The 19,476-nt window shown below is 71.0% G+C and carries 19 protein-coding genes; 11 read left to right on the top strand and 8 right to left on the bottom strand.

What is annotated here, in order from left to right; all coding sequences use genetic code 11:
• The first annotated feature begins 211 nt into the window (after positions 1–211).
• Positions 212–1,594, top strand: coding sequence for an IS1380 family transposase (locus HOY81_RS24595; protein WP_237322892.1), 1,383 nt, complete (start codon positions 212–214; stop codon positions 1,592–1,594).
• 281 nt (positions 1,595–1,875) lie between these two features.
• Here HOY81_RS24595 and HOY81_RS24600 read toward each other — a convergent pair whose 3' ends face one another.
• Together HOY81_RS24600 and HOY81_RS24605 are read right to left on the bottom strand one after the other, a co-directional pair.
• Entirely contained in the window at positions 1,876–2,598 is a 723-nt protein-coding gene (locus HOY81_RS24600; RefSeq protein WP_237322893.1) for an HNH endonuclease, read from the bottom strand.
• The gene (locus HOY81_RS24605; RefSeq protein ID WP_237322894.1) at positions 2,591–3,940 is read right to left on the bottom strand and encodes an AAA family ATPase; all 1,350 of its coding nucleotides are present in this window, start codon (positions 3,938–3,940) and stop codon (positions 2,591–2,593) included. The genes HOY81_RS24600 and HOY81_RS24605 overlap by 8 nt, the downstream gene beginning before the upstream one ends.
• 455 nt (positions 3,941–4,395) lie before the next feature.
• Between HOY81_RS24605 and HOY81_RS24610 the strand changes: the two genes are divergently transcribed.
• Positions 4,396–4,938, top strand: coding sequence for a GIY-YIG nuclease family protein (locus HOY81_RS24610; protein WP_237322895.1), 543 nt, complete (start codon positions 4,396–4,398; stop codon positions 4,936–4,938).
• Between the two features lie 815 nt (positions 4,939–5,753).
• Positions 5,754–6,431 (top strand): nucleotidyltransferase domain-containing protein, encoded by a 678-nt coding sequence (locus HOY81_RS24615; protein ID WP_237322896.1) that lies wholly within the window; start codon positions 5,754–5,756, stop codon positions 6,429–6,431.
• Between the two features lie 19 nt (positions 6,432–6,450).
• On the opposite strand, the gene HOY81_RS24620 is transcribed toward HOY81_RS24615, so the two are convergent.
• Complete coding sequence (locus HOY81_RS24620; protein ID WP_237322897.1) at positions 6,451–7,086, bottom strand: helix-turn-helix domain-containing protein; 636 nt, start codon at positions 7,084–7,086, stop codon at positions 6,451–6,453.
• A 139-nt stretch (positions 7,087–7,225) separates the two neighbouring features.
• Between HOY81_RS24620 and HOY81_RS24625 the strand changes: the two genes are divergently transcribed.
• The gene (locus tag HOY81_RS24625) at positions 7,226–8,215 is read left to right on the top strand and encodes an alpha/beta fold hydrolase (RefSeq protein ID WP_237322898.1); all 990 of its coding nucleotides are present in this window, start codon (positions 7,226–7,228) and stop codon (positions 8,213–8,215) included.
• Positions 8,216–8,339: 124 nt separating this feature from the next.
• On the opposite strand, the gene HOY81_RS24630 is transcribed toward HOY81_RS24625, so the two are convergent.
• A complete protein-coding gene (locus HOY81_RS24630; RefSeq protein WP_237322899.1) occupies positions 8,340–9,239 on the bottom strand; it encodes a LysR family transcriptional regulator in 900 nt (299 codons plus the stop codon).
• Between the two features lie 97 nt (positions 9,240–9,336).
• On the opposite strand from HOY81_RS24630, the gene HOY81_RS24635 reads away from it, so the two are divergent.
• Positions 9,337–9,702 carry a nuclear transport factor 2 family protein gene (locus HOY81_RS24635; protein ID WP_237322900.1) on the top strand — a complete coding sequence of 122 codons (366 nt, stop codon included), beginning with the start codon at positions 9,337–9,339 and terminating at the stop codon, positions 9,700–9,702.
• Positions 9,703–9,823: 121 nt separating this feature from the next.
• Here HOY81_RS24635 and HOY81_RS24640 read toward each other — a convergent pair whose 3' ends face one another.
• Positions 9,824–10,231, bottom strand: coding sequence for a cytidine deaminase (locus HOY81_RS24640; RefSeq protein ID WP_237322901.1), 408 nt, complete (start codon positions 10,229–10,231; stop codon positions 9,824–9,826).
• Positions 10,232–10,414: 183 nt separating this feature from the next.
• Between HOY81_RS24640 and HOY81_RS24645 the strand changes: the two genes are divergently transcribed.
• On the top strand, positions 10,415–11,026 hold the full coding sequence (locus HOY81_RS24645) for a DinB family protein (protein ID WP_237322902.1): 612 nt from the start codon (positions 10,415–10,417) through the stop codon (positions 11,024–11,026).
• Between the two features lie 392 nt (positions 11,027–11,418).
• Positions 11,419–12,372 carry a L,D-transpeptidase gene (locus HOY81_RS24650; protein ID WP_237322903.1) on the top strand — a complete coding sequence of 318 codons (954 nt, stop codon included), beginning with the start codon at positions 11,419–11,421 and terminating at the stop codon, positions 12,370–12,372.
• A 215-nt stretch (positions 12,373–12,587) separates the two neighbouring features.
• On the opposite strand, the gene HOY81_RS24655 is transcribed toward HOY81_RS24650, so the two are convergent.
• From HOY81_RS24655 to HOY81_RS24665, 3 genes are all read right to left on the bottom strand, one after another.
• Positions 12,588–13,379, bottom strand: coding sequence for a sulfite exporter TauE/SafE family protein (locus tag HOY81_RS24655; protein ID WP_237322904.1), 792 nt, complete (start codon positions 13,377–13,379; stop codon positions 12,588–12,590).
• A gap of 167 nt (positions 13,380–13,546) precedes the next feature.
• On the bottom strand, positions 13,547–14,965 hold the full coding sequence (locus tag HOY81_RS24660) for a rhodanese-like domain-containing protein (RefSeq protein ID WP_237322905.1): 1,419 nt from the start codon (positions 14,963–14,965) through the stop codon (positions 13,547–13,549).
• A gap of 355 nt (positions 14,966–15,320) precedes the next feature.
• Positions 15,321–15,599, bottom strand: a complete 279-nt coding sequence (locus tag HOY81_RS24665) for a metal-sensitive transcriptional regulator (protein ID WP_237322906.1) — start codon at positions 15,597–15,599, stop codon at positions 15,321–15,323.
• Positions 15,600–15,912: 313 nt separating this feature from the next.
• On the opposite strand from HOY81_RS24665, the gene HOY81_RS24670 reads away from it, so the two are divergent.
• The 4 genes from HOY81_RS24670 (at position 15,913) to HOY81_RS24685 (ending at position 19,375) form a co-directional block, all read left to right on the top strand.
• A complete protein-coding gene (locus HOY81_RS24670; RefSeq protein ID WP_237322907.1) occupies positions 15,913–16,458 on the top strand; it encodes a flavoprotein in 546 nt (181 codons plus the stop codon).
• 523 nt (positions 16,459–16,981) lie between these two features.
• Entirely contained in the window at positions 16,982–17,137 is a 156-nt protein-coding gene (locus tag HOY81_RS24675; protein WP_237322908.1) for a hypothetical protein, read from the top strand.
• 239 nt (positions 17,138–17,376) lie between these two features.
• A complete protein-coding gene (locus HOY81_RS24680; protein WP_237322909.1) occupies positions 17,377–18,720 on the top strand; it encodes a TrkH family potassium uptake protein in 1,344 nt (447 codons plus the stop codon).
• On the top strand, positions 18,713–19,375 hold the full coding sequence (locus HOY81_RS24685; protein ID WP_237322910.1) for a TrkA family potassium uptake protein: 663 nt from the start codon (positions 18,713–18,715) through the stop codon (positions 19,373–19,375). The genes HOY81_RS24680 and HOY81_RS24685 overlap by 8 nt, the downstream gene beginning before the upstream one ends.
• Positions 19,376–19,476 lie beyond the last annotated feature (101 nt).

The following is a 19,476-nucleotide window of genomic DNA, read 5'->3' on the forward strand; positions in this document are numbered from 1 at the left end:
GCCGTCCTCACCCTGCACCTGGCTTGCTCAGACTGAGGGTGGAAAACGCTCACTGGACGCGATCTGAACCGCACCGGGTCTGGTGGGGGCTCAATCCTCTCAGGGAATCGAGCCTCCACCGACCACGGGGCGGTTCAGAGAGTGCTTCTGACCTGGGAGGAGGGGGCTTGTCGAAGGCTCTGTCCACCACAGGAAAGAAAGCACTCTCCAGGTGAAGAAGCGTACCGGGTTGTATCCGCGTGTCCGTACCCGCTCCGGGTCCTCAGCGATCGTCTCCCAGGCCGGCGGCGTGGTGCTGACGCAGACCATCCGCAAGACCGGTCTGGATACCGCGTTGTCGGCGGCACTGCACCCGTGGCGGAAGCCGCGTGCGGTCCACGACCCGGGCAAGGTCCTGCTGGATGTGGCGCTTTCGGTCGCGTTGGGCGGTGCCTGCCTGGCCGACGTCGGGATGTTGCGGGCCGAGCCCGGCGTGTTCGGGCCCGTCGCTTCCGATCCCACGGTCTCCCGTCTTGTCGAGCGCCTCGCCGCGGCCGGACCGAAGGCGCTGACGGCGATCCGCTCGGCCCGGGCCGCCGCGCGGCAGCGAGTGTGGTCCCTGGCCGCAGAGCACAGCCCCGTCAGCCCGGACGGGCAGGTCACCCTCGACATCGACGCCGCCCTGGTCACCGCGCATTCGGAGAAGGAAGACGCCACCCCCACCTGGAAGCGCGGCTTCGGCCATCACCCACTGCTGGCCTTCATCGACCACGGCCCGGAAGGGACGGGCGAGCCGGCCGCCGCGGTACTGCGGCCCGGACGCGCCGGGGCCAACACCGCCACCGACCACATCACCGTCACCAAGCTCGCGCTGACACAGCTACCCAAGCAGCACCGCCGAGGACGGCGCACGCTGATCCGCACCGACTCCGCCGGCGGCACCCACACCTTCCTGGACTGGCTCACCCGCCGCGGCCGGTGGCTGTCCTACTCCGTCGGCATGACCATCACCGACCAGATCCACACCGCGGTCACCCGCATACCCCAGCGGGCCTGGACACCCGCCTACAACGCCGACGGCCAGATCCGCGAAGGAGCCCGGCTCGCAGAGATCACCGACATGCTCGACCTCACCGGCTGGCCGACCGGCATGCGGCTCATCGTCCGCGCCGAACGCCCGCACCCCGGAGCACAGCTGCGGTTCACCGACGCCGACGGCAACCGCCTGACCTGCTTCGCTACCAACACCACCGGTGGCCAGCTCGCCGGCCTCGAACTCCGCCACCGCCGACGCGCCCGATGCGAGGACCGCATCCGCACCGCCCGCGACACCGGCCTGCGCAACCTCCCCTTCCACAGCACCGCGCAGAACCAGATCTGGCTCGAGATCATCCAGCTCGCCCTGGACCTACTGGCCTGGATGCCCATGCTCGCCCTGCAAGGCGACGCACGCCGCTGGGAGATCAAGAAGCTGAGGCTACGGCTGTTCTCCACCGCCGCCCGGCTCGTGAGAAGCGGACGACAACGCGCCCTTCGCTTCGCTGACCACTGGCCATGGACGGACACCCTCCTCGCCGCACACGCACGGCTGGAACTCTTCCCGAACACTGGCTGACCAGCGAAAACAACCATCCCGGCGACCAGCCACACCCACGGGAGCAGTGGAACCCCGCGCCCGCCCGACGCGACAGCCGGGCCATCAGCCTGCCCAGACATCGCAACCGAACCCAGAAACAAGAAACCCTCGTCAACACAACTGACGCGGCCCCTCACGCAAGATCGAGGCTAGGTGCTGCCCGAGTCGCGGCAAGCTTACGGGCCCCCGATCTCTCGCCCCATGGCAGCTCCAGCCCAAAGCCACTCCACCGCCCAAACCGTCGTAGCCCGAGCTGTCCGTCAGCCCAGCTGCGCCGATGTGACTTTCCACGCTTTGAGTGCCTCTACTACATCGTTACCAAAGACGATGGCGGCACCGGGTTTTTCTGCCTGCTGCAGCATGGCTAGGAACACATCCGCGAAAGGCTGATCAAACATCGCTCGCCTCACTTCCACCACCGCCGAAGCGTTCCCTCGCATCAGCTGACCATTGAAATCACGCAGCATTGACTTACATCTAACAAATGCCGATGCCCGCCCTCGTTCAAGAGGCATGCGCGAAAGCCCAAATACCTCGATGGTGGCTTCGCCTTTTGGTGAAAGTGGGACGTATTTCCCCGTCGTGAAAACGAGCCTGATGTGGTCGTACGGATCCTCGTGCGTGGGATCAATCAGGAGAGGGTGTCCGTAGTCATCACACGGGAATTGATCTCTCTTCTTGTTGCTGTTACAGAAAGAGCATGCAAGTAGGTGATTAATCCATTCGAACGCGCGAAGTGGATTCCTAGCCAAAGGCTCAAAGTGGTCGATGTCCGTACCAAGACTATCTCCGCAGTACATGCATCGATTGATTCCAGGTGCCATGTTTTCAAGTAACTCAAGGATGTCTCGGCGCAGTATTCGAGCATTTTTCCATTGCGAGCGAACCAAATGCACCGAGGGGCTGCCCCCTAACCCTCTAGTTTTTCGGTTGAGGCGCACGAGAAGGTTCTCATCTGCACGGGATCGCACTAGCTTAATCATCGCAGGACCCCAGTCTTGCCGCCACCTCATCAACGCGTGCACTCAACGAACTACTTAGTCGACGAGAAAGATCTTCATACCTTGCTACTTCTAGTTCAGTAGCTTCACCGGAGAGCACCTTCTCTTCTAGGTCGACAAGATCGCGACGCGCCTTTTCCGCGCGCTTCGAGTAAGGGCTATCGATCCCGAATAGTGATGATAGAGCTGCATCATCGCCGCTTCCATAGACGATACGCTGATACATTTCAGCATCAACGATCTCTACGGGAGCCTCTTCATCTGGCCCAGGAAGGCGAATCAACCCGGCAGGGTCCGCAGCCTGACAAATATACGGACTATGAGTGGTGACGATGAATTGGATGCTCGGGAAATGCTCCTTCAACCACTCACCTACGCGCATTTGCCAGCTCACGTGAAGATGTGCATCAATTTCATCAATCAATACCACTCCCGGTTGATCGATAGAGATACCATTTTCACGATGGGCCACGTTAAGGTTGCCGTAGTGCGCGAAGAGGTGGCGCACCAGGTCCAGAACGAGAGCTGAGACGGTTCGATAACCGTCACTCATCTCTCGGAGTGGGAAGCTGCGCCCTCCTCGACTGACCCAAAGCCCTCCGGAATTCACTCGATCGACGGTAAAGCCATCAGGTAGCAGGCCGTCACCCATCAGATTGAGAACTGTCTCCAGTACAGATTCCGCCTCTGTTTCCCCTTCTAGTCCTCGCAGGTATAGGCCTACAAGCCAGGCAACCCCTTCAGTAAGCGAAGAATCTTCATTGAACAGGGTTGAAAAGCGACTCGCCCTTTCCAGTACGTCGGAATCGTGACGACTATCCGACACTTCTCGGGAAAGTCGCCTGAAAGCTCCATAGCCTGCGGCGAACAAAATGTCCGTTACGGCAGTAGGTTTTCCCTCGTCGTCTTCATCTCGTGGAACTACTACTTCCATCCACTCGGAGGTGATGGTCCCTCGAACTCCGCTCTTCAATTTGCTCTCTCGCCGAATGGGGAGTTTGACCTGCACGCCTGCGTGGATCCCGGGAGCAGGTGACTCGCTCGACACTATGACAGAACTGGACTCTTCGGCGTCAAGATAGAAGTCAGCCTTGATAACGCCGGCTGCTTGGGTGCTAGATCGCCAAGTTGTGTATTCTGGTGCCAAAGTTTGACTCACTGCGCTTCCTGCGAGCGTCAATGCAATTGCCCGAAGTAGTGATGTCTTACCTGCCCCGTTGCGTCCCGCGATAACGGTCCATCCGGCATAGCCGCCATCCGGACGCTCAAAATCGAGATCAACCGTCCGATTTCCGAAGAATCCTCGAATTTCGGAAATCTTCATTTTGGCAAGATACATATTCCCGCTCCGTTGACCCGCGCAACCTAAGCTGATTTGAGAGGCGAAGCCCCGCGTCTAGCCTATTGGATGCAAGGGGAGCACCAGACGTCGACACGAAGAACGGCACCCATGCGATCCATTGGAGGGACGCCCACCTCGAACCCGACCGCACCTTCACGTGGCCCTACAGGAAAGCTCCCGGTTGCTCCAGCGCAAATGGAATGACGGGCACTGGGCGCCACGCTTGGTACGACGGTCGGGGCTGGCTGAGCCCTGGGCCGTCTGTGGGCCGTGCGAGGGCGGCCAAAGTTGACAGAGGGCGCCGGAGGGTGACGACCGTCGCACGCGCTGACCAGCGTCCCCGGGGGGTGATGCGACACTGGAGCGGTTATGCCTGCACCCGGAGCGATGACGTGACCGAGGGGCAGTGCGGAGGCTCGGGGAGAGGCTGGGCAGGGGTGTACGACGGGCTGACGAGGCCGGATCGACTTTGGGCCGCTGACGAGGTGTTGGCGCGTCCGGGGCCGGTGCCGAGTTCAGCGGGCGTGTACGGGTGGTACTTCGATGAAGCGCCCTGTCCTGCGCTGCCGGTTGGCCGGCTGCTGTACGTCGGGATCGCACCACGGCGCATGGCGACGCGGGTCAGCAGCCAGAACTTGCGCAAGCGCGTGCGGTACCACTTCCGCGGCAACGCCTACGGCTCGACCCTCCGGCTGAGTCTCGGTTGCCTCTTGGGCCTTGAACTGCGGCGGGTCGGAAGTGGCAAGCGGATGACGTTCGCCGAGACCGGTGAAGCCGTTCTAAGCGAGTGGATGGCTGAGCACGCTCGGGTGTGCTGGGTGGAGCACCCGCAGCCGTGGACGCTTGAGTCCGAGCTCATTGGGCGCCTGGACCTGCCGCTGAACCTCGATCAGAACGGTCACAACAGCTTTCACCAGCGCCTGACTCAGCTTCGCGCGGATGCCCGGGAGCGAGCCCGAAGCCTTCCGGCCACCTCGTGACGCGTATGCGGCGCCGCTCTGTTCTGACATCACCAGCTGACATCAACGACAGCGGACAGCGGCGGATCCGGCCGGCCTCTGACGGCGTGCCGACCAACCGGGACGACGCGTGAGCAGGACCAACACGGCTCCCCGAGCGAACTTACAAGGCAGATGTCACTGGTTCGATCCCAGTTGCGCCCACCAGCCACGGGAGCCCCTGACCACCACCGGAGTGCTGATCAGGGTCCTCCACATCGGCCCCGCGCATGCCCGGGGCCGTTCTCGTGTGACACCGACGCACCGGCACCACCTGCGGCATGTCCACCCCCGGTCGGCTCCACCTCTTCCAGGGCGTCCGCGGAAACGACGACGGTGTGGGACCTGGTCGCCCCGGTCCTGGTGCATTTCACTGCGTTCCGGCTGAACGGACCGGAGCGCCCCGCCGTCCATCGCCGCGTACCGGGCGCGGAGCGGGCCCGTCGTGCGCTTCAGCATGGCGGACCCCGGCGTCCGGTCCGTGGCCGGGCTGGAGCAACTCGCGGCCGCGCACACCGTTCTCGACGGCAGCACGGCGAGCCGCACCGCGGCCGAGGGCGGGACCATCCGCTGCGCCTCCGGCCGGCACGCCGAGACCACCTCGCCGGCCACCTCGAGCTCCACTCCCTGTGCATCGGCACCAACGCAGGGCGTGTGCCCCACAAAAGCAGTCGACTCCCCGTACCGGGCTGCGCTGTCCTGTCTCTACGACGGCCGGGCCATCACCGATCTCGCGCGGAAGCAGGTCCGGCCCCGTGGTGATGCCCCGTTGACCACCGACGAGGAAGGGAGACCTCGTGCACGTTCTGCTCTCCGGCATCGTGGGCTCCACCGCCTACGGTCTGGCCCATGCCGGGTCCGACACCGACCGCCTCGGCATCTTCGCCGCCCCCACCGCGCAGCTCCACGGCCTCCACGGGCCGAAGGAGTCCCAGGTGACCACCGGCCCGGATGCCACCCACCACGAGGCGCGGAAGTGGTGCCGCCTGGCCCTGGGCTGCAACCCCACGGTGACGGAGCTGGTCTGGCTCGACCGGTACGAGGTGCGTACCACGCTGGGTGAGGAGCTGATCGGCCTCCGCACCCGCCTGCTGTCCGCCCGCCGGGTCCGTGACGCCTACCTCGGCTACGCCACCCGGCAGTTCAAGCGGCTCCAGGACCGCGGGAACGGCTCCTGCTCCGCCCGTACCCGCACCACCAAGCACGCCCGGCACCTCGTCCGCCTCCTGGAGCAGGGCATCGAACTCCACCGCACCGGCCACCTCACCATCCGGCTCGCCGATCCCGACCGCATCCGCGCGCTCGGCGAGCGCATCGCCGACGACCCCGACCACGCCCGCCACCTCCTCGCCCGTGCCGAGGAGCAGTTCGACGCCCGCGGAGTCCTGCCGGAGCAGCCGGACGGGAACGCGGTCGAGGACTGGCTCCATCGCGTCCGGGCCGCCTACTACACCCCTCCCGGGGTGACACCGTGACCGCACGGGCCGTGCGCCCTCATGGCCAGGCGCGATGCGGCCGGTGGCTTGCGCGAGCAGCGGCCGGAGGGGTGCGGGGGCGTAGGCGTTCGCCCTGCGGTCCGAACAGGACCAGGTACTCGACCGGACCGCCGGGGCCGGCGTTCGCCACCCCGTGCGGGGTGCGGGTGTCGAACTCGGCGACGTCCCCGGGGGTCATGACGAGGTCGTGGTCGCCGAGCGCGAGCCAGAGCCGCCCGTACAGGACGCACAGCCACTCGTAGCCGTCGTGGGAGGCCTGACGGGGCCGCGCGGGCGGGTCTTCGGGGGCGGGCAGGACGTGCTTGTGGGCGTGCAGGCCGCCGACGTACGGGGTCAACGGCAGTACCGCCTTGTCGTCTCCGAAGCTCAGCGGCGCCGTGGCGCGACGCGGCTCGGCCGTGGGGGCGGGTGCCGTGCCGGCCAGCTCGTCCAGGGAGACGCCGTACTCCTTCGCCAGGTGCAGCAGCATCTCCAGGGTGGGCTTGCGCCGGCCGGTCTCGATCCGGGACAGCGTGCTGGTCGAGATGCCGGTCGCGCCGCTGACGCCGGCGAGCGTCGCGCCGTGGTGCTCGCGCGCGGCTCGCAACCGGGGCCCCATTGCGGCCAGTGTGCCGTCCACGTCGTCGACTGCCACCTGTCCCGCTCCTCTTGCCGTGCCGCTCCACCGCTCTGTCCTGCGAGTTTGCCAGAGGGGCAAGGCTGATCGCGCCGGGAGGGCGCCGCGCCGCATGATCGACGGGTAGCCGCGTCCGCCGCGTACCGAGGAGAAGCCCATGCAGCCCGAGTCGACCGCCGAGCTCCGCCACCGCACCGTCGAGGCCCCGGCCGGGCGCCTGCACCTGGTCGAGCAGGGCACCGGCCCGCTGGTCCTGCTCGTGCACGGCTTCCCCGAGTCCTGGTACTCCTGGCGCCGCCAGCTCCCGGCCCTCGCCGCGGCCGGCCACCGGGCGGTGGCGATCGACGTGCGCGGGTACGGCCGCTCCTCCAAGCCGGAGGCGACCGACGCCTACCGGATGCTCGACCTGGTGGAGGACAACGTCGCCGTGGTGCGCGCCCTGGGCGAGGAGAACGCGGTGGTCGTCGGCCACGACTGGGGCTCCGGCATCGCCGCCACCTCCGCCCTGCTCCACCCCGGGGTCTTCCGCGCCGTCGGCCTGCTGAGCGTCCCCTACGCGCCGCCCGGCGGCCCCCGCCCCACCGATGTCCTCGGCCGGATCGGCGGCCCCGAGCAGGAGTTCTACGTCTCCTACTTCCAGGAGCCCGGCCGCGCCGAGGCGGAGATCGAGCCCGACGTCCGGGGCTGGCTCGCGGGCTTCTACGCGGCCCTCTCCGCCGACACCATGCCTGCCCCGGGCGAGCCCGACCCGCACTTCGTCGCCCGTGGCGGGGGCCGGCTGCGTGATCGCTTCCCCACGGGGGTCCGGCCGGCCTGGCTGAGCGAGGACGACCTCGACGTCTACGCCGGGGAGTTCGAGCGCACAGGGTTCAGAGCGGCACTCAACCGATACCGCACCATGGACCGGGACTGGGAGGATCTCGCCCCGCACCGCGGTGCCCCGATCGAGCAGCCGTCGCTGTTCGTCGGCGGCGCCCTGGACGCCTCCACCACCTGGATGGCCGACGCCATCGACGCCTACCCCACCACCCTCCCCGGCCTGTCGGCCTCCCACCTCCTGGACGGGTGCGGACACTGGGTCCAGCAGGAACGCCCCGACGAGGTCAACCGCCTGCTGACCGGCTGGCTCGCCACCCTCCGGGGCTGAACCACGCGGCTCACCGGGCAGCTTGGCGGTGCGGTCGTGTCAGCGGCGCGTCGTGGCCGTACGTGAGGCTTGTGCGCGGCACGGGACGACGTACGGGACCGCCGGTTGCCGCCCCGTGCAGGTGCTACCGCTGAGCAGCGTCGGAGTCGCCGAACGCCTGCCGGCTGTGCCGGACGAACGTGCGTACCGCGGGGTTGTGCGCGGTGCTTCTCCAGACCAGGGCGAGCAGCGCCGGTGTGTCGACGTCATCGAGGGGGCGGGCGGTGAGCCGGCTGTGCTGGCCCGCGGCCATCGAGCTGCTGAGGACGGCGACACCGAGTCCGCGGGCGGCGAGGTCGGCAAGAGCGTCCGGGGCACTGGCCTGCAGCCCGATCGCGGGGTGGAGGTCCTGGGCGGTGCAGGCCTGGTCGAAGACCGCGCGGAGGCCGGTCCCGGGCGGCATGCACACGATCGGGTGAGCCATCAGGTCGCGCAGAGCGACACGTGGCTGCTTCGCCAGGGGATGCTCGGGCGGGACGGCCGCGACGAGCCGTTCACTGATGAGGGGCAGGGCGTCCATTCCGTCGGGCGCGGCGGTCGCCGTCCCGACGAGGGCCACATCGACGGTGCCGGCACGCACCCCGTCGAGGAGCCGGTCGGAGCTCTCTTCCAGGAGTGCGAGGTCCACGGCGGGATGCGCCTGGTGGAAGGCGGCGAGAGCGTCGAACAGCGGGGTGAGGGTGCAGCCGATCACCATCCCGACGGTCAGGCGACCTTGGAGCAAACCGGTGACCTCGCCCACTGCCTGTGTGACCGCCCCCGCCGCGGCGAGTGCGGCGCGAGCGTGTTCGAGTGCGGACCTCCCTGCGGTGGTGAGGGTGACGGTGCGGGACGACCGGTCGAACAGGTCGGCACCGAGTTCCCGTTCGAGCCGGCGGATCTGAGCGCTGACGCCGGACTGACTGATGTGCACCTGCCCGGCCGCACGGGTGAAGTTCTGTTCTTCGGCGACGGCGACGAAGTACTCCAGCTGCCTCAGCTCCATGACTGTGGATTCTAGTTCTCAGAAGAACCATCTGTTGGACTTCTGATCGCCGCACGACCACGCTGAGACGTACTGGAGACCGACGCAGGAGGACGTCATGCCGGAGTACCCGAGGGCCATGTGCCCCGAAGACCTCACCCGCTTGTTCGTCGAGCGGTCCAACGCAGGTGACGCGGCCGGGGTCGCCGCGCTCTACGAAGAGGGGGCGGTGATGGCCTACCCGCCCGGCGAGGTGACGGTGGGGCGGGAGGCGATCCGTGCGCTCTGGGAGAAGGTGCTGGCCGGGGCGCCCCGCTTCGAGCCGGAACAGCCGCTGCCGACGCTGATCAGTGGGGACGTCGCCCTCACCGCGACCCCGCCGAAGGATGGCGCCGGCGCGAGGGCGCAGGTCGTACGGCGCCAGGCCGACGGGAGCTGGCTGCGCCTGCTCGACCAGCCCGAGTTCCTCCCGCCCGCCGGCTGACGTCCCGGCCCCGGGACGGCGGCGACGGCGGTCGCTCGTGCTGCTGCGCACGCGACGAGCGCCCTGGTGTCCGCCGGGGGCCGGCCGGTCGTGCAGACCGTGCCGAGGGCGGCGGCGCGGGCTACTCGGTGTCGAGCTGGTGGTCGGCCCAGACGTAGGTGGCGGGCAGCAGGTCGGAGATGGGGACGGTCCGGGTGGCGTCGCCTTCGCCGACGATGACCTTGAGGTCGGGGAAGTAGTCGAGAAGGGCCTGGCGGCACCGGCCGCACGGGGGAACGACCCCGCGGTCGCGGTCGCCCACGGCGACGATCGTCTCCAGCTCGTAGACGCCCTCGGTGGCCGCCGCGCCGATGACGACCAGCTCGGCACAGGGCCCGCCCGTGAAGTGGTAGGCGTTCACCGCGGTGATGATCCGGCCGTCCCGGGCGCGGGCCGCGGACGCCACGGTGTGGTTGTCGCCCCGGCAGCGCGTGCGGGCGACATGGGTCGCGGCCTCGATGAGTTCGTGGTCGACGTCGGGAGTCTGCATGGTCGTCTTCTCTTCCTCCGGCGGGTACCCGGCGACGGTGGCCCCGCTGAGGGGGGTAGCGCAAGCGAATATCCGCGGTGTGTCGTGGCGTTGGCGAGTCGCGGATCGCGGGGCGCCGCTCGCCCGGTGGGCCGAGCCGGATATCCGGTGGCGGAGCCGGACTGGTGCCGCCACCATGTTCACATGATCTCGAGTGAGCGGGACGGTGGGCCGGCAGCGCATCGGTGGACGCAGTCGACCGTCCACCCCGACATGTGGGTCGATCCGGACGACGACCCCCGTGAGGCAGCGGCCGAGAGCGCGGACGAGCGCGGCATCCTGCTCGACTCCCTGCGCCACTACCGCCTCACGCTGGAGATGAAGTGCGCGGGGCTGGATGCCGGGCAACTGGCCCGGCGGTCCGTGCCGCCGTCCACGATGTCCCTGCTGGGGCTGGTGCGGCACCTGACCGAGGAGGAGCGGCGTTTCCGGCGGGTGATGACCGGCGAGGACGCGCCGCGGCTCTACCGCACCGACGAGGATCGCGACGGCGACTGGAACGGCGCCGGCGCGGACCCGGAGGTCGTGGAGGACTCCTGGCGGCAGTGGCGGACCGAGGTGGAGCGCACCGACCGGTACCTGGCCGGTGTCACCGATCTCGGCACCTGGAACACCGGCCTCTCCGACCTCGGTCCCGAACCCGGTGGGCGGCTCCAGCTCCGCGACCTGCTGGTGGCGCAGATCGCGGAGTACGCGCGGCACTGCGGCCACGCCGACCTCCTGCGCGAACGGATCGACGGCCGGGTGGGCCAGTGAGGGTCCTCCCTGCGGAGAGGACTGTCCGGCACCCCGTTCCCTGAGCGTCGCCGGGGCCTCGGTGTGTGGTCCGGCGGGGTGGGCGGAGCCGGTGGCGAGCCGGTGACGTCGTCGGTGAGGCCGGGTCCGTTTCCCGTACGGCACCGCGGGCGGCGCGGTCGAGGGATGTCCGCAATGTCGGCACGTTTGACGTGCGGGTCTCCGCGTGGCTAGAAAGCCCGCCGTCACGGGGGATCCGGGCGGCCCGTCGAGGCTGCCGTGCCCCGCCCGTCAGAACGCCGCCGGGGGCGGGTCGGATGGCGGGTGGTCTCGAGGTGCGGTGCGGCGGTGGCCGGCACGGGTTCCGGTGCCGCCGCGCGGCGGCGCGACAGAACTTCTGTGAGGAGAACAGCGTGGGGGTCCCTCTTCGTCGCCTGCTGGCCGCCGGTGCCGCCCTGGGGGTGATGGGGGCGCTGCCGGGGTGTGGCGGCGGTGGTGACGATGCCGGCGGACCGGCGGAGAAGGTGGCGGCCGAGTCGCCGGGGAAGACGGGTTCGCCGAGCGCCTCGGAGTCTGCCTCGCCCAGCGCCTCCGCGAGCCCGTCGGGTTCGCCGAGCGCGTCCGCGTCGGCGTCCGCCTCGTCCTCGGCCTCCCCTTCCGAGAGGGGCTCGTCCGCCGCCGGGAACGGGGGAGACGACGCGGCGGAGGAGAGCGGTTCGAGCGGGGGAGCGCAGTCCGGCAGCGGCGGCGGCACGGACCCGGCGCCCGCCGCGCCGTCGTTCCCGGTGCCGGTGTCGGAGGGGAACGCCACGCAGCTCATCACGGTGGACTCGCGCGGTTCGTACGCCACCGTCACGGCGTGGGCCAAGGGCTCCTCGGGGTGGAAGAAGGCGTTCAGCACCTCCTCCGGCCGTGTCGGCTCCAACGGCGTGACGCCCGGTTCCACCCGGCAGCAGGGCACCTGGACCACGCCCAGCGGCACGTACACGATCACCGAGGGGTTCGGAGTCGAGTCGTCCGGTACGGCGATGCCCTACACGGTCGTCAACGACAGCCACTGGTGGGTGCAGGACCCTGAGTCGGACTTCTACAACCAGATGCACACCGAGGAGGGTGCGGACTTCCCGCTGACGGAGTCCGGTGACCGCGGCAGCGAGCATCTGGTCAACTATCCGCATCGCTACGCCAACGCGCTCGTCATCGACTTCAACCGGTGGCCCGCCGTGCCCGGCCGCGGTGCGGGGATCTTCCTGCACATCAACGGGAGCGGGGCGACGGCGGGGTGCGTGTCCGTGCCGCGCGCGACGATGGAGCGGATCATGACCTGGATCAAGCCGGGCGCCCATCCGCGGATCGCCATCGGCTGACCCCGGTCCGCCGCGCGCGGCGGGCGTTCAGCTCCCCCGGGGGCGACCCGGGCCGGTGGGGTGGGTGCCCGTGACTCCGCTGTCGACCCGGTCGACACGTATGCCGGCACCCCTGCGGTACGCGGGCCACGGTCGTGCCGGAGACGTTCTCGAGCGGCCGGTGCACGTGGCGGAGGAGTGACCCGGCAGAGCACGAGCGCCCCGCCGCTGCCGGATCAGGCGGCCAGGGACGAAGGCGCGAGGAGGGCGGCGGTGGCGACGCCGGCGGCGACGGCGAGGACGACGTAGGCGAACCAGCGGCGCACGGTGGCGGCCCGGAGCCGGGGCGCGAGGCGGGCCGCGGCCAGGGAGACGGCCAGCGCGGAGCCGGCGAACAGCAGCAGGACGGTGTGGTCGGCGCTCTGCAGGGCGCCGGCGTGGGCGGCGAGCCCGGCCAGGGAGTTGAGGAGGACCACGGCGAGGGAGGTGGCGACGGCCTGCTGGGCGCTCAGCCCGAGCAGCAGGCTGAGGACGGGGACGATGACGAAGCCGCCGCCGACCCCGAGCAGCCCGGTCAGCAGGCCGACTCCGAGGCCGGCCAGGACCGACCGGGGCAGACAGCTACGCCAGTCGATCCCTCCCTCGCGGGTGCGGCAGGCGCCGGTGGGTTCGTCGCCGCCGCGCAGCATCCGGACCGCGACCACGACCATCAGCGCGGCGAAGGCGAGCAGCAGCCAGCGCTGGGGGATCAGGCGTCCCAGCGCGGCTCCGGCGAAGGCGGCGGGGAGGCCCGCGGCGCCGAGGACGCCGGCGATGCGCCACTGGACCACGGACCGGCGCTCCCGCGGGAGGACGCCGCCGAGGGAGGAGACGGCGACCACCGCCAGGGAGACGGGGATCGCGGAGTGCAGGGGCTGCCCCACCCCGTAGACCAGGGCGGGTACGGCCAGGATCGAACCGCCGGCGCCGAGCAGCCCCAACGCGAGTCCGATGACGGCTCCGAAGAGCACGGCAAGGATGCTGATCACCTCGTTGTCGGTACGGTCCCGGGGCCTTGTGTGCCGGGCGGGTCGGACGGTGCGCGGAGGGCGGGCGGCCGCGGCCGGGCCGGCCCCGCGCCACGCGGGCGCGGGGCCGGCCCGGCCGCGGCGGGCTCCCCCGGTCCCGAGGGAGGGCGGGATGCCGCCGGGAGGTGTCAGGCCAGGGGGACGCCGGACGGTCCGGCGGCGTCGAAGCGGTCGTCGACGATCACCGCGGACCGGCCGGCCTGTTCGAGCACCGAGGCCGCGGCGGTGGCCCGGTACCCGCTGCCGCAGTGCACCCAGACGGTGCCCTGGGGGAGCTCCGCCCGGCGGTCGCGCAGTGCGTAGAGGGGGATGTGCACCGCGCCCTCGATGTGCGAGGCGTCGAACTCGTTCTGGGTGCGGACGTCCAGGACCACGTCCGGGGCGGGCAGCTCGCCGGTGCGGCCGCGGAGGGCCGCGGCCAGGTCCTCGAAGGTGGCGGTGGGCGTGTCGCGGAGCTGGTCCGGTGCGGCGGCGAGTTCGGCGGGCTGCCCGGTCGCGGCGCCGGCCGGGGCGTCGATGCCGATCCGGGCGAGTTCCCGTTGTGCGGTGGCGACCTGCTCGCCGGTCTCGCCGACGAGTGTCACCGGGGCGCCCCAGTCGATCATCCAGCCGAGCCAGGTCGTCATCGGGCCGTCCAGCCCGAGGCTGACGATGCCGGCGAGGTGGGAGGCGGCGTAGGCCTTGCGCTGCCGCAGGTCGACCACCCATTCCCCGGCGTCCAGCCGTTGCCGCAGGTCCTCGGGGGTGGCGGTGGCCGGGGGACGCAGGTCGAGGGGTTCGGGCCCGCGGGTGTTCCGTACGCCCATGTGCGCGTAGTAGGCGGGGTAGGCGTCCAGCCCCGAGAGGGTCTGCTCGACGAACTCCTCCTCGGCCAGGGTCAGTGCGGGGTTGATGCGGCGCTGTTCCCCCAGGTCCGCCGTGTCGCCGGAGGCCTGGGTGGCCGAGCAGAAGCTGCCGAAGCCGTGCGTGGGCCAGACCTGGGACCCGTCGGGCAGCAGGTCGGCCAGCTTCCGGGCGGAGGCGTGCTGCTGCCGGGCCAGCTCGCGGCTGTGCTCCGAGCCGAGGAGGTCGGTGCGGCCGGTGGTGCCCAGCAGCAGCGAACCGCCGGTGAAGACACCCACCGGCCCGGTGTCGCCCTCCAGTACGTAGGAGAGGTGGTGGAAGGTGTGGCCCGGGGTGGCGATCGCGCGGAGCCGCAGGTGGCCGGAGAGTTCCACCACGTCGCCGTCGCGCAGGGGCCGGTGGGCGAAGGGGGCGTGGTCGGCCTCGGCCATGCCGTACTCGGCGCCGGTGAGCCGGGCCAGTTCCAGCCCTCCGGAGACGTAGTCGTTGTGCACGTGGGTCTCCAGCACGGCGGCGATCCGTACGCCCATGCGGCCGGCCTCGGCGATCACCCGGTCCACGTCCCGCTGCGGGTCGATCACCGCGGCGACCGCGCCGTCGGCGGCCAGATAACTGCGGTCCCCGAGGGAGGAGGTCGCCACGGTGGACACCGTCAGTCCGCCCGCGAGCGCCTCCTCCGCCTGCCTGGTTGCCGTGTCCGTCATTGCCGTTCCTCCTTCGGTCCTGGGGCCGGGCGGCCTCCCCCGACGGGGGGCGGCGGCGCGCCCGCGTGTCGCGGGTTCCCGCCCCGGGGCTCAGGGCTGCCGGGCGCCGGAGTCCCGGCACCGCCCCTCCGTACACCCCGGGGGGTATGTATCGGGTTGTCGCAGGCCGCGGTCCTCAAACGTGGAGGCGGCCGTTCGCTGTCCCGCGTGTCACCGCCGACGATACCCCACCGGGTATTCTTGTGGTGAGCGTGCGGCCGCGCCGGCACCCGTCCCCGCTCCGGCGTGCTCCGGGCGGAGGCGGGGCGACGGTCGCGGGGCGGGCGCGGTCAGCCGGGCGAGAGGCCGAGCGCGGTCAGGCCAGCGACAGGAACAGCTTCTCCAGTCGGGCGCGCAGCCGCTCCCGGTCCCCCGCCTGCTGTGTCTCCTCCGTCAGGCAGTGCTGCAGTCCCGTGGCGATGATGGCGAAGCCCGCCCGGTCCAGGGCGCGGGAGACCGCTGCGAGCTGCGTCACGACGTCCTCGCAGTCCCTCCCGTCCTCGATCATCTTGATGACGCCGGCGAGCTGCCCCTGGGCGCGCCGCAGCCGGTTGAGCGCCGCCTTGAGCTCGTCGGCGGCCATGTCCAGTTCCACAGTGCCTCCTCCTGAATACCCCCACGGGTATTGTACCCCGCTCGGGGAGAAGTCCCGCCGGACCCGTACGAGAGGACAACCCCCGAGGCCCGCCTGCACCGCCGTCGACCCCGCCCGGGCGGCCTCCCGTACCGAGGACTACACCATCATCGAGCGCTGCCCCGCTGCCCCGCTGCCCCGCCGGGCCGGGACACGCCGGCCTGCCCGCGGGCGCATCGGGGGTGCCTGCACCACGCCCGGCGCCTCCCGGAGCCGCGGGAGAGCGGAGCGTTCCTCCGGCGCGCGGCACGGGCGCATGTGATGGACTGCGGGCATGGAGCGTCCGGTGCTGTATCTGCTGGGGTGTGCCGCGCCGCCCGTGCTCGACATCGCGCGGGTGGCGCGGGACGCGCGGTCGGAGGGGTGGGAGGTGTGCGTCGGGCTGACGCCCACCGCCCGGGACTGGCTCGTCGGCTCCCTGGGCGAACTGGAGGAGGTGACCGGGTGGCCGGTGCGCAGCGCGCCACGCCGCCCGGACGAGACGGAGCTGTGGCCGTCCGCGGACGTCGCGGTGGTGGCTCCGGCGACGCTGAACACGGTGAACACCTGCGCCCTCGGCCTGACCCCTTCCTTCGTGACCGCCTATGTCGCCGAGGCGATCGGGAAGCGGTGGCCGCTGGTGCTGATGCCCTGTGTGAACGCCGCGTACGCCACGCACCCGCAGTTCGCCCGGAGCATCGGCACGCTGCGGGGGGCCGGGGTGCGGGTGCTGTACGGGCCGGGCGGATTCGTACCGAAGGCGCCGGGGGAGGGGCGCCCGGAGGAGTACCCGTGGGACGTCGCGCTGAAGGCGGCGCGGAGCGCCTCCCGGTGCGGATGAGCGGACCGGGCCGCCCTCACCGTGGCACCGGTTCCTGCGGCACCGTCCGGCGCTCCGGCGTCGTGGCCCGCTCGGCGCTGTGCGGGGACCCGGGCTGCGCGGACGCGTAGTGTCCTGGCCGGCGCGTCACGCCGGCCCGGGGTCCGCACCCCTGCGTGCCGGGGGCCCGGGCCGGCGGCAGGGGACGTGCCGGCGCGTTACCCGCCCCCGGGCGGTACCGGGTGCCGCCGCCCCGGCGTGCGCTCGCGTTCCGGCGTCGGCGGCCGGCAGCGGCCCGGGACGCTGCCGCGCTCGCCGGCGGCGAGGCGGGCGACGGTGCGCCCGCGTCCCGGGCCGTCCGTACCCGCGCGGGGCGGTCGCCCGGCGGCTGCGGCGCTCGCCCCTGGCGGCCGCGCCCGTCGCGACCCCGGTGCGGCCGTCCCCGCACGACCGTGCGCCCGTTCTGCGCCTTCCGGGGCGGGGCGGCCGCCTTCCACGGTGGAGGGGGGAATTCCGCTCGCGCCGGACGTGGAGGGGGTACGAGGTGGCATCGCACTGGCGGAGGGCGTACCGGAGGAAGGACGGGACCTGGGTGCGGGCCCACCGGGTGCGCGGCCGGGACCCGCAGACGGGCTGTGCGTTCTGGGTCCTGGGCTTGGTCGTGACCGTGGCGGCGCTCCTGCTGACCGTGCTCGGCTGAGCGGCGCGGGTCGCGGCCCGGCCCCCGCCCGCGGCCCGGCCCCCGCCCGCGGCGCAGCGGTGATCGCGGGCGCGCCGAACGCCGCGGGCGCCGCCGGTGTACGCCCCGGGCGTCCGGATGGGGGAGGGGGCGCGTGGTGCCTTCGGGCCGGGTGGGATAGTCATGTCGTCGTACGGGGGGTCACCCGTGTCCCGGCGGCAGAGAGGCATGACCAGGTGAGACGGCGACGTGGCGGCCCCGTGCGGGCCACGCCGGCGGCGGGCTTCCGCCATCCGGCGCAGGTCATCGCGGGCGCGTTCGGCGCGGCCGTGCTGATCGGGACGGTGCTGCTCTCGCTGCCGCTCGCGACGTCCTCGGGGGAGCGGGCACCGCTGATCGACGCGCTCTTCACCGCCACCTCCGCGGTCTGCGTGACCGGGCTGATCACCGTGGACACCGGGAGCTACTGGTCCGGTTTCGGCGAGGGCGTGATCCTCGGCCTGATCCAGGCGGGCGGGCTGGGCATCATGACCCTGGCCACCCTGTTCGCCGTGCTGCTCTCCCGGCGGCTGGGGCTGCGCGCCCGGCTGCTCGCGGCCCAGGAGACCAAGTCGCTGAACCTCCGGGACCTGCGCCGGGTGGTGCGGAACATCGTCCTCTTCAGCCTGATCAGCGAGGCCGTGGTGGCGGTGCTGCTGACGGCCGTCCTGCTGGTGGGCCACGACCGTCCCTTCGGGACCGCGGTCTACGAGGCCGTCTTCCACGCCGTCTCCGCGTTCAACAACGCCGGCTTCTCCACCCATCGCGACAGCCTCATGGAGTTCGTGGCGGATCCCGGGGTGTGCCTGATCATCGCGGCCGCGGTGATCCTCGGCGGGCTGGGCTTCCCGGTGGTGTTCGAGCTGGCCCGCGGGTGGCGGCACCCGCGGGCCTGGTCGGTGCTGACCCGGATCACCATGACCATGACCGCCGCCCTGCTGGCGCTGGGCACCCTGGCGCTGACCGTCGCCGAGCACGACAACCCGGAGACCCTGGGCCCGCTCGGCCCGGGCGAGAAGTGGCTGGCCGGCTTCTTCGCCTCCACCATGGCCCGTACGGCGGGCTTCAACAGCATCGACACCGCGGCTCAGACCCCGGAGAGCCTGCTCGTCACCGACATGCTGATGTTCATCGGCGGCGGCAGCGCCGGCACCGCCGGCGGCATCAAGGTGACCACCTTCGGCCTGCTGGCGTTCGTGATCTGGGCCGAGATGCGCGGCGAGCCCACCGTGAACGTCGGCCGCCGCAGGGTTCCCGGCAGCAACCAGCGGCAGGCGCTGGCCATCGCCCTGATAGGGGTCGGGATGGTGGCGTTCTCCACCCTGCTGCTGATGGGGATCTCCGGCTTCGGCCTGGACCGGGTGCTCTTCGAGGCGGTGTCCGCCTTCGGTACGGTCGGACTGTCGACCGGGATCACGGCCGAGCTGCCGCCGGCGGGGGAGCTCGTCCTCGTCGTCCTGATGTTCGTGGGCAGGATCGGGCCGCTGACGCTCGCCTCCGCCCTGGCGCTGCGCCACCGCGAGCGTCTGTTCGAGCTTCCCGAGGAGAGGACCATCGTTGGCTGACCGCAGTGACGAACCGATCGTGGTGATCGGGCTGGGGAGGTTCGGCAGCGCCCTCGCGCTGGAGCTCACCGCCCGGGGCACCGAGGTGCTGGCCATCGACAGCAGGCCGAAGGTGGTCCAGGGGCTCTCCGGCCGGCTCACCCATGCGGTGACCGCCGACTGCACCGATGCGGAGGCGCTGCAGCAGCTCGGTGTCCCGGAGTTCTCCCGGGCGGTGGTCGGCATCGGGACCGACATGGAGTCGAGCATCCTGGTGACCTCGCTCCTGGTCGAGCTGGAGATCGAGGACATCTGGGCCAAGGCGATCACCCGGCAGCACGGCCGCATCCTGGACCGCATCGGGGCCCACCATGTGGTCTTCCCGGAGCACGAGATGGGCGAGCGGGTGGCGCATCTGGTCTCCGGGCGGCTCCTGGACTACATCGAGATCGGCCAGGAGCACGCCATCGTGAAGACCAAGCCGCCGCGCGACGTGGTGGGGGTGCCGCTGCGCGAAGCGCGGCCGCGGAGCCGGTACGGGGTGACGGTGGTCGCCGTCGACCGCGAGGAGGGCGGGATGACCTACGCCACCCCGGACACCGTCGTGATGTACGGGGACACCATCCTGGTGATGGGCGAGATCGCGCGCGTCGAACGCTTCGCCGAGTCCGGCTGAGCGGGGGTGGCGGCTGCGCCGCCGGGGCGCCCGTGCACCGCCTGCGCACGGTCCGCTGCCGGCCCGCGCCGGCCGGCCGGCGCGGGCCGGCAGCGGACCGT

The organism is Streptomyces sp. JJ36, assembly GCF_021696945.1.
Taxonomy (GTDB): Bacteria; Actinomycetota; Actinomycetes; order Streptomycetales; family Streptomycetaceae; genus Streptomyces.

Bases quoted from the DNA above. Each gene is read 5' to 3' on its own strand.
- HOY81_RS24670 (WP_237322907.1), top strand. From the start codon at position 15,913: ATGGAGCGTCCGGTGCTGTATCTGCTGGGGTGTGCCGCGCCGCCCGTG.
- HOY81_RS24660 (WP_237322905.1), bottom strand. From the start codon at position 14,965: ATGACGGACACGGCAACCAGGCAGGCGGAGGAGGCGCTCGCGGGCGGA.
- HOY81_RS24645 (WP_237322902.1), top strand. From the start codon at position 10,415: ATGATCTCGAGTGAGCGGGACGGTGGGCCGGCAGCGCATCGGTGGACG.
- HOY81_RS24640 (WP_237322901.1), bottom strand. From the start codon at position 10,231: ATGCAGACTCCCGACGTCGACCACGAACTCATCGAGGCCGCGACCCAT.
- HOY81_RS24635 (WP_237322900.1), top strand. From the start codon at position 9,337: ATGCCGGAGTACCCGAGGGCCATGTGCCCCGAAGACCTCACCCGCTTG.
- HOY81_RS24625 (WP_237322898.1), top strand. From the start codon at position 7,226: ATGCAGCCCGAGTCGACCGCCGAGCTCCGCCACCGCACCGTCGAGGCC.
- HOY81_RS24630 (WP_237322899.1), bottom strand. From the start codon at position 9,239: ATGGAGCTGAGGCAGCTGGAGTACTTCGTCGCCGTCGCCGAAGAACAG.
- HOY81_RS24605 (WP_237322894.1), bottom strand. From the start codon at position 3,940: ATGAAGATTTCCGAAATTCGAGGATTCTTCGGAAATCGGACGGTTGAT.
- HOY81_RS24600 (WP_237322893.1), bottom strand. From the start codon at position 2,598: ATGATTAAGCTAGTGCGATCCCGTGCAGATGAGAACCTTCTCGTGCGC.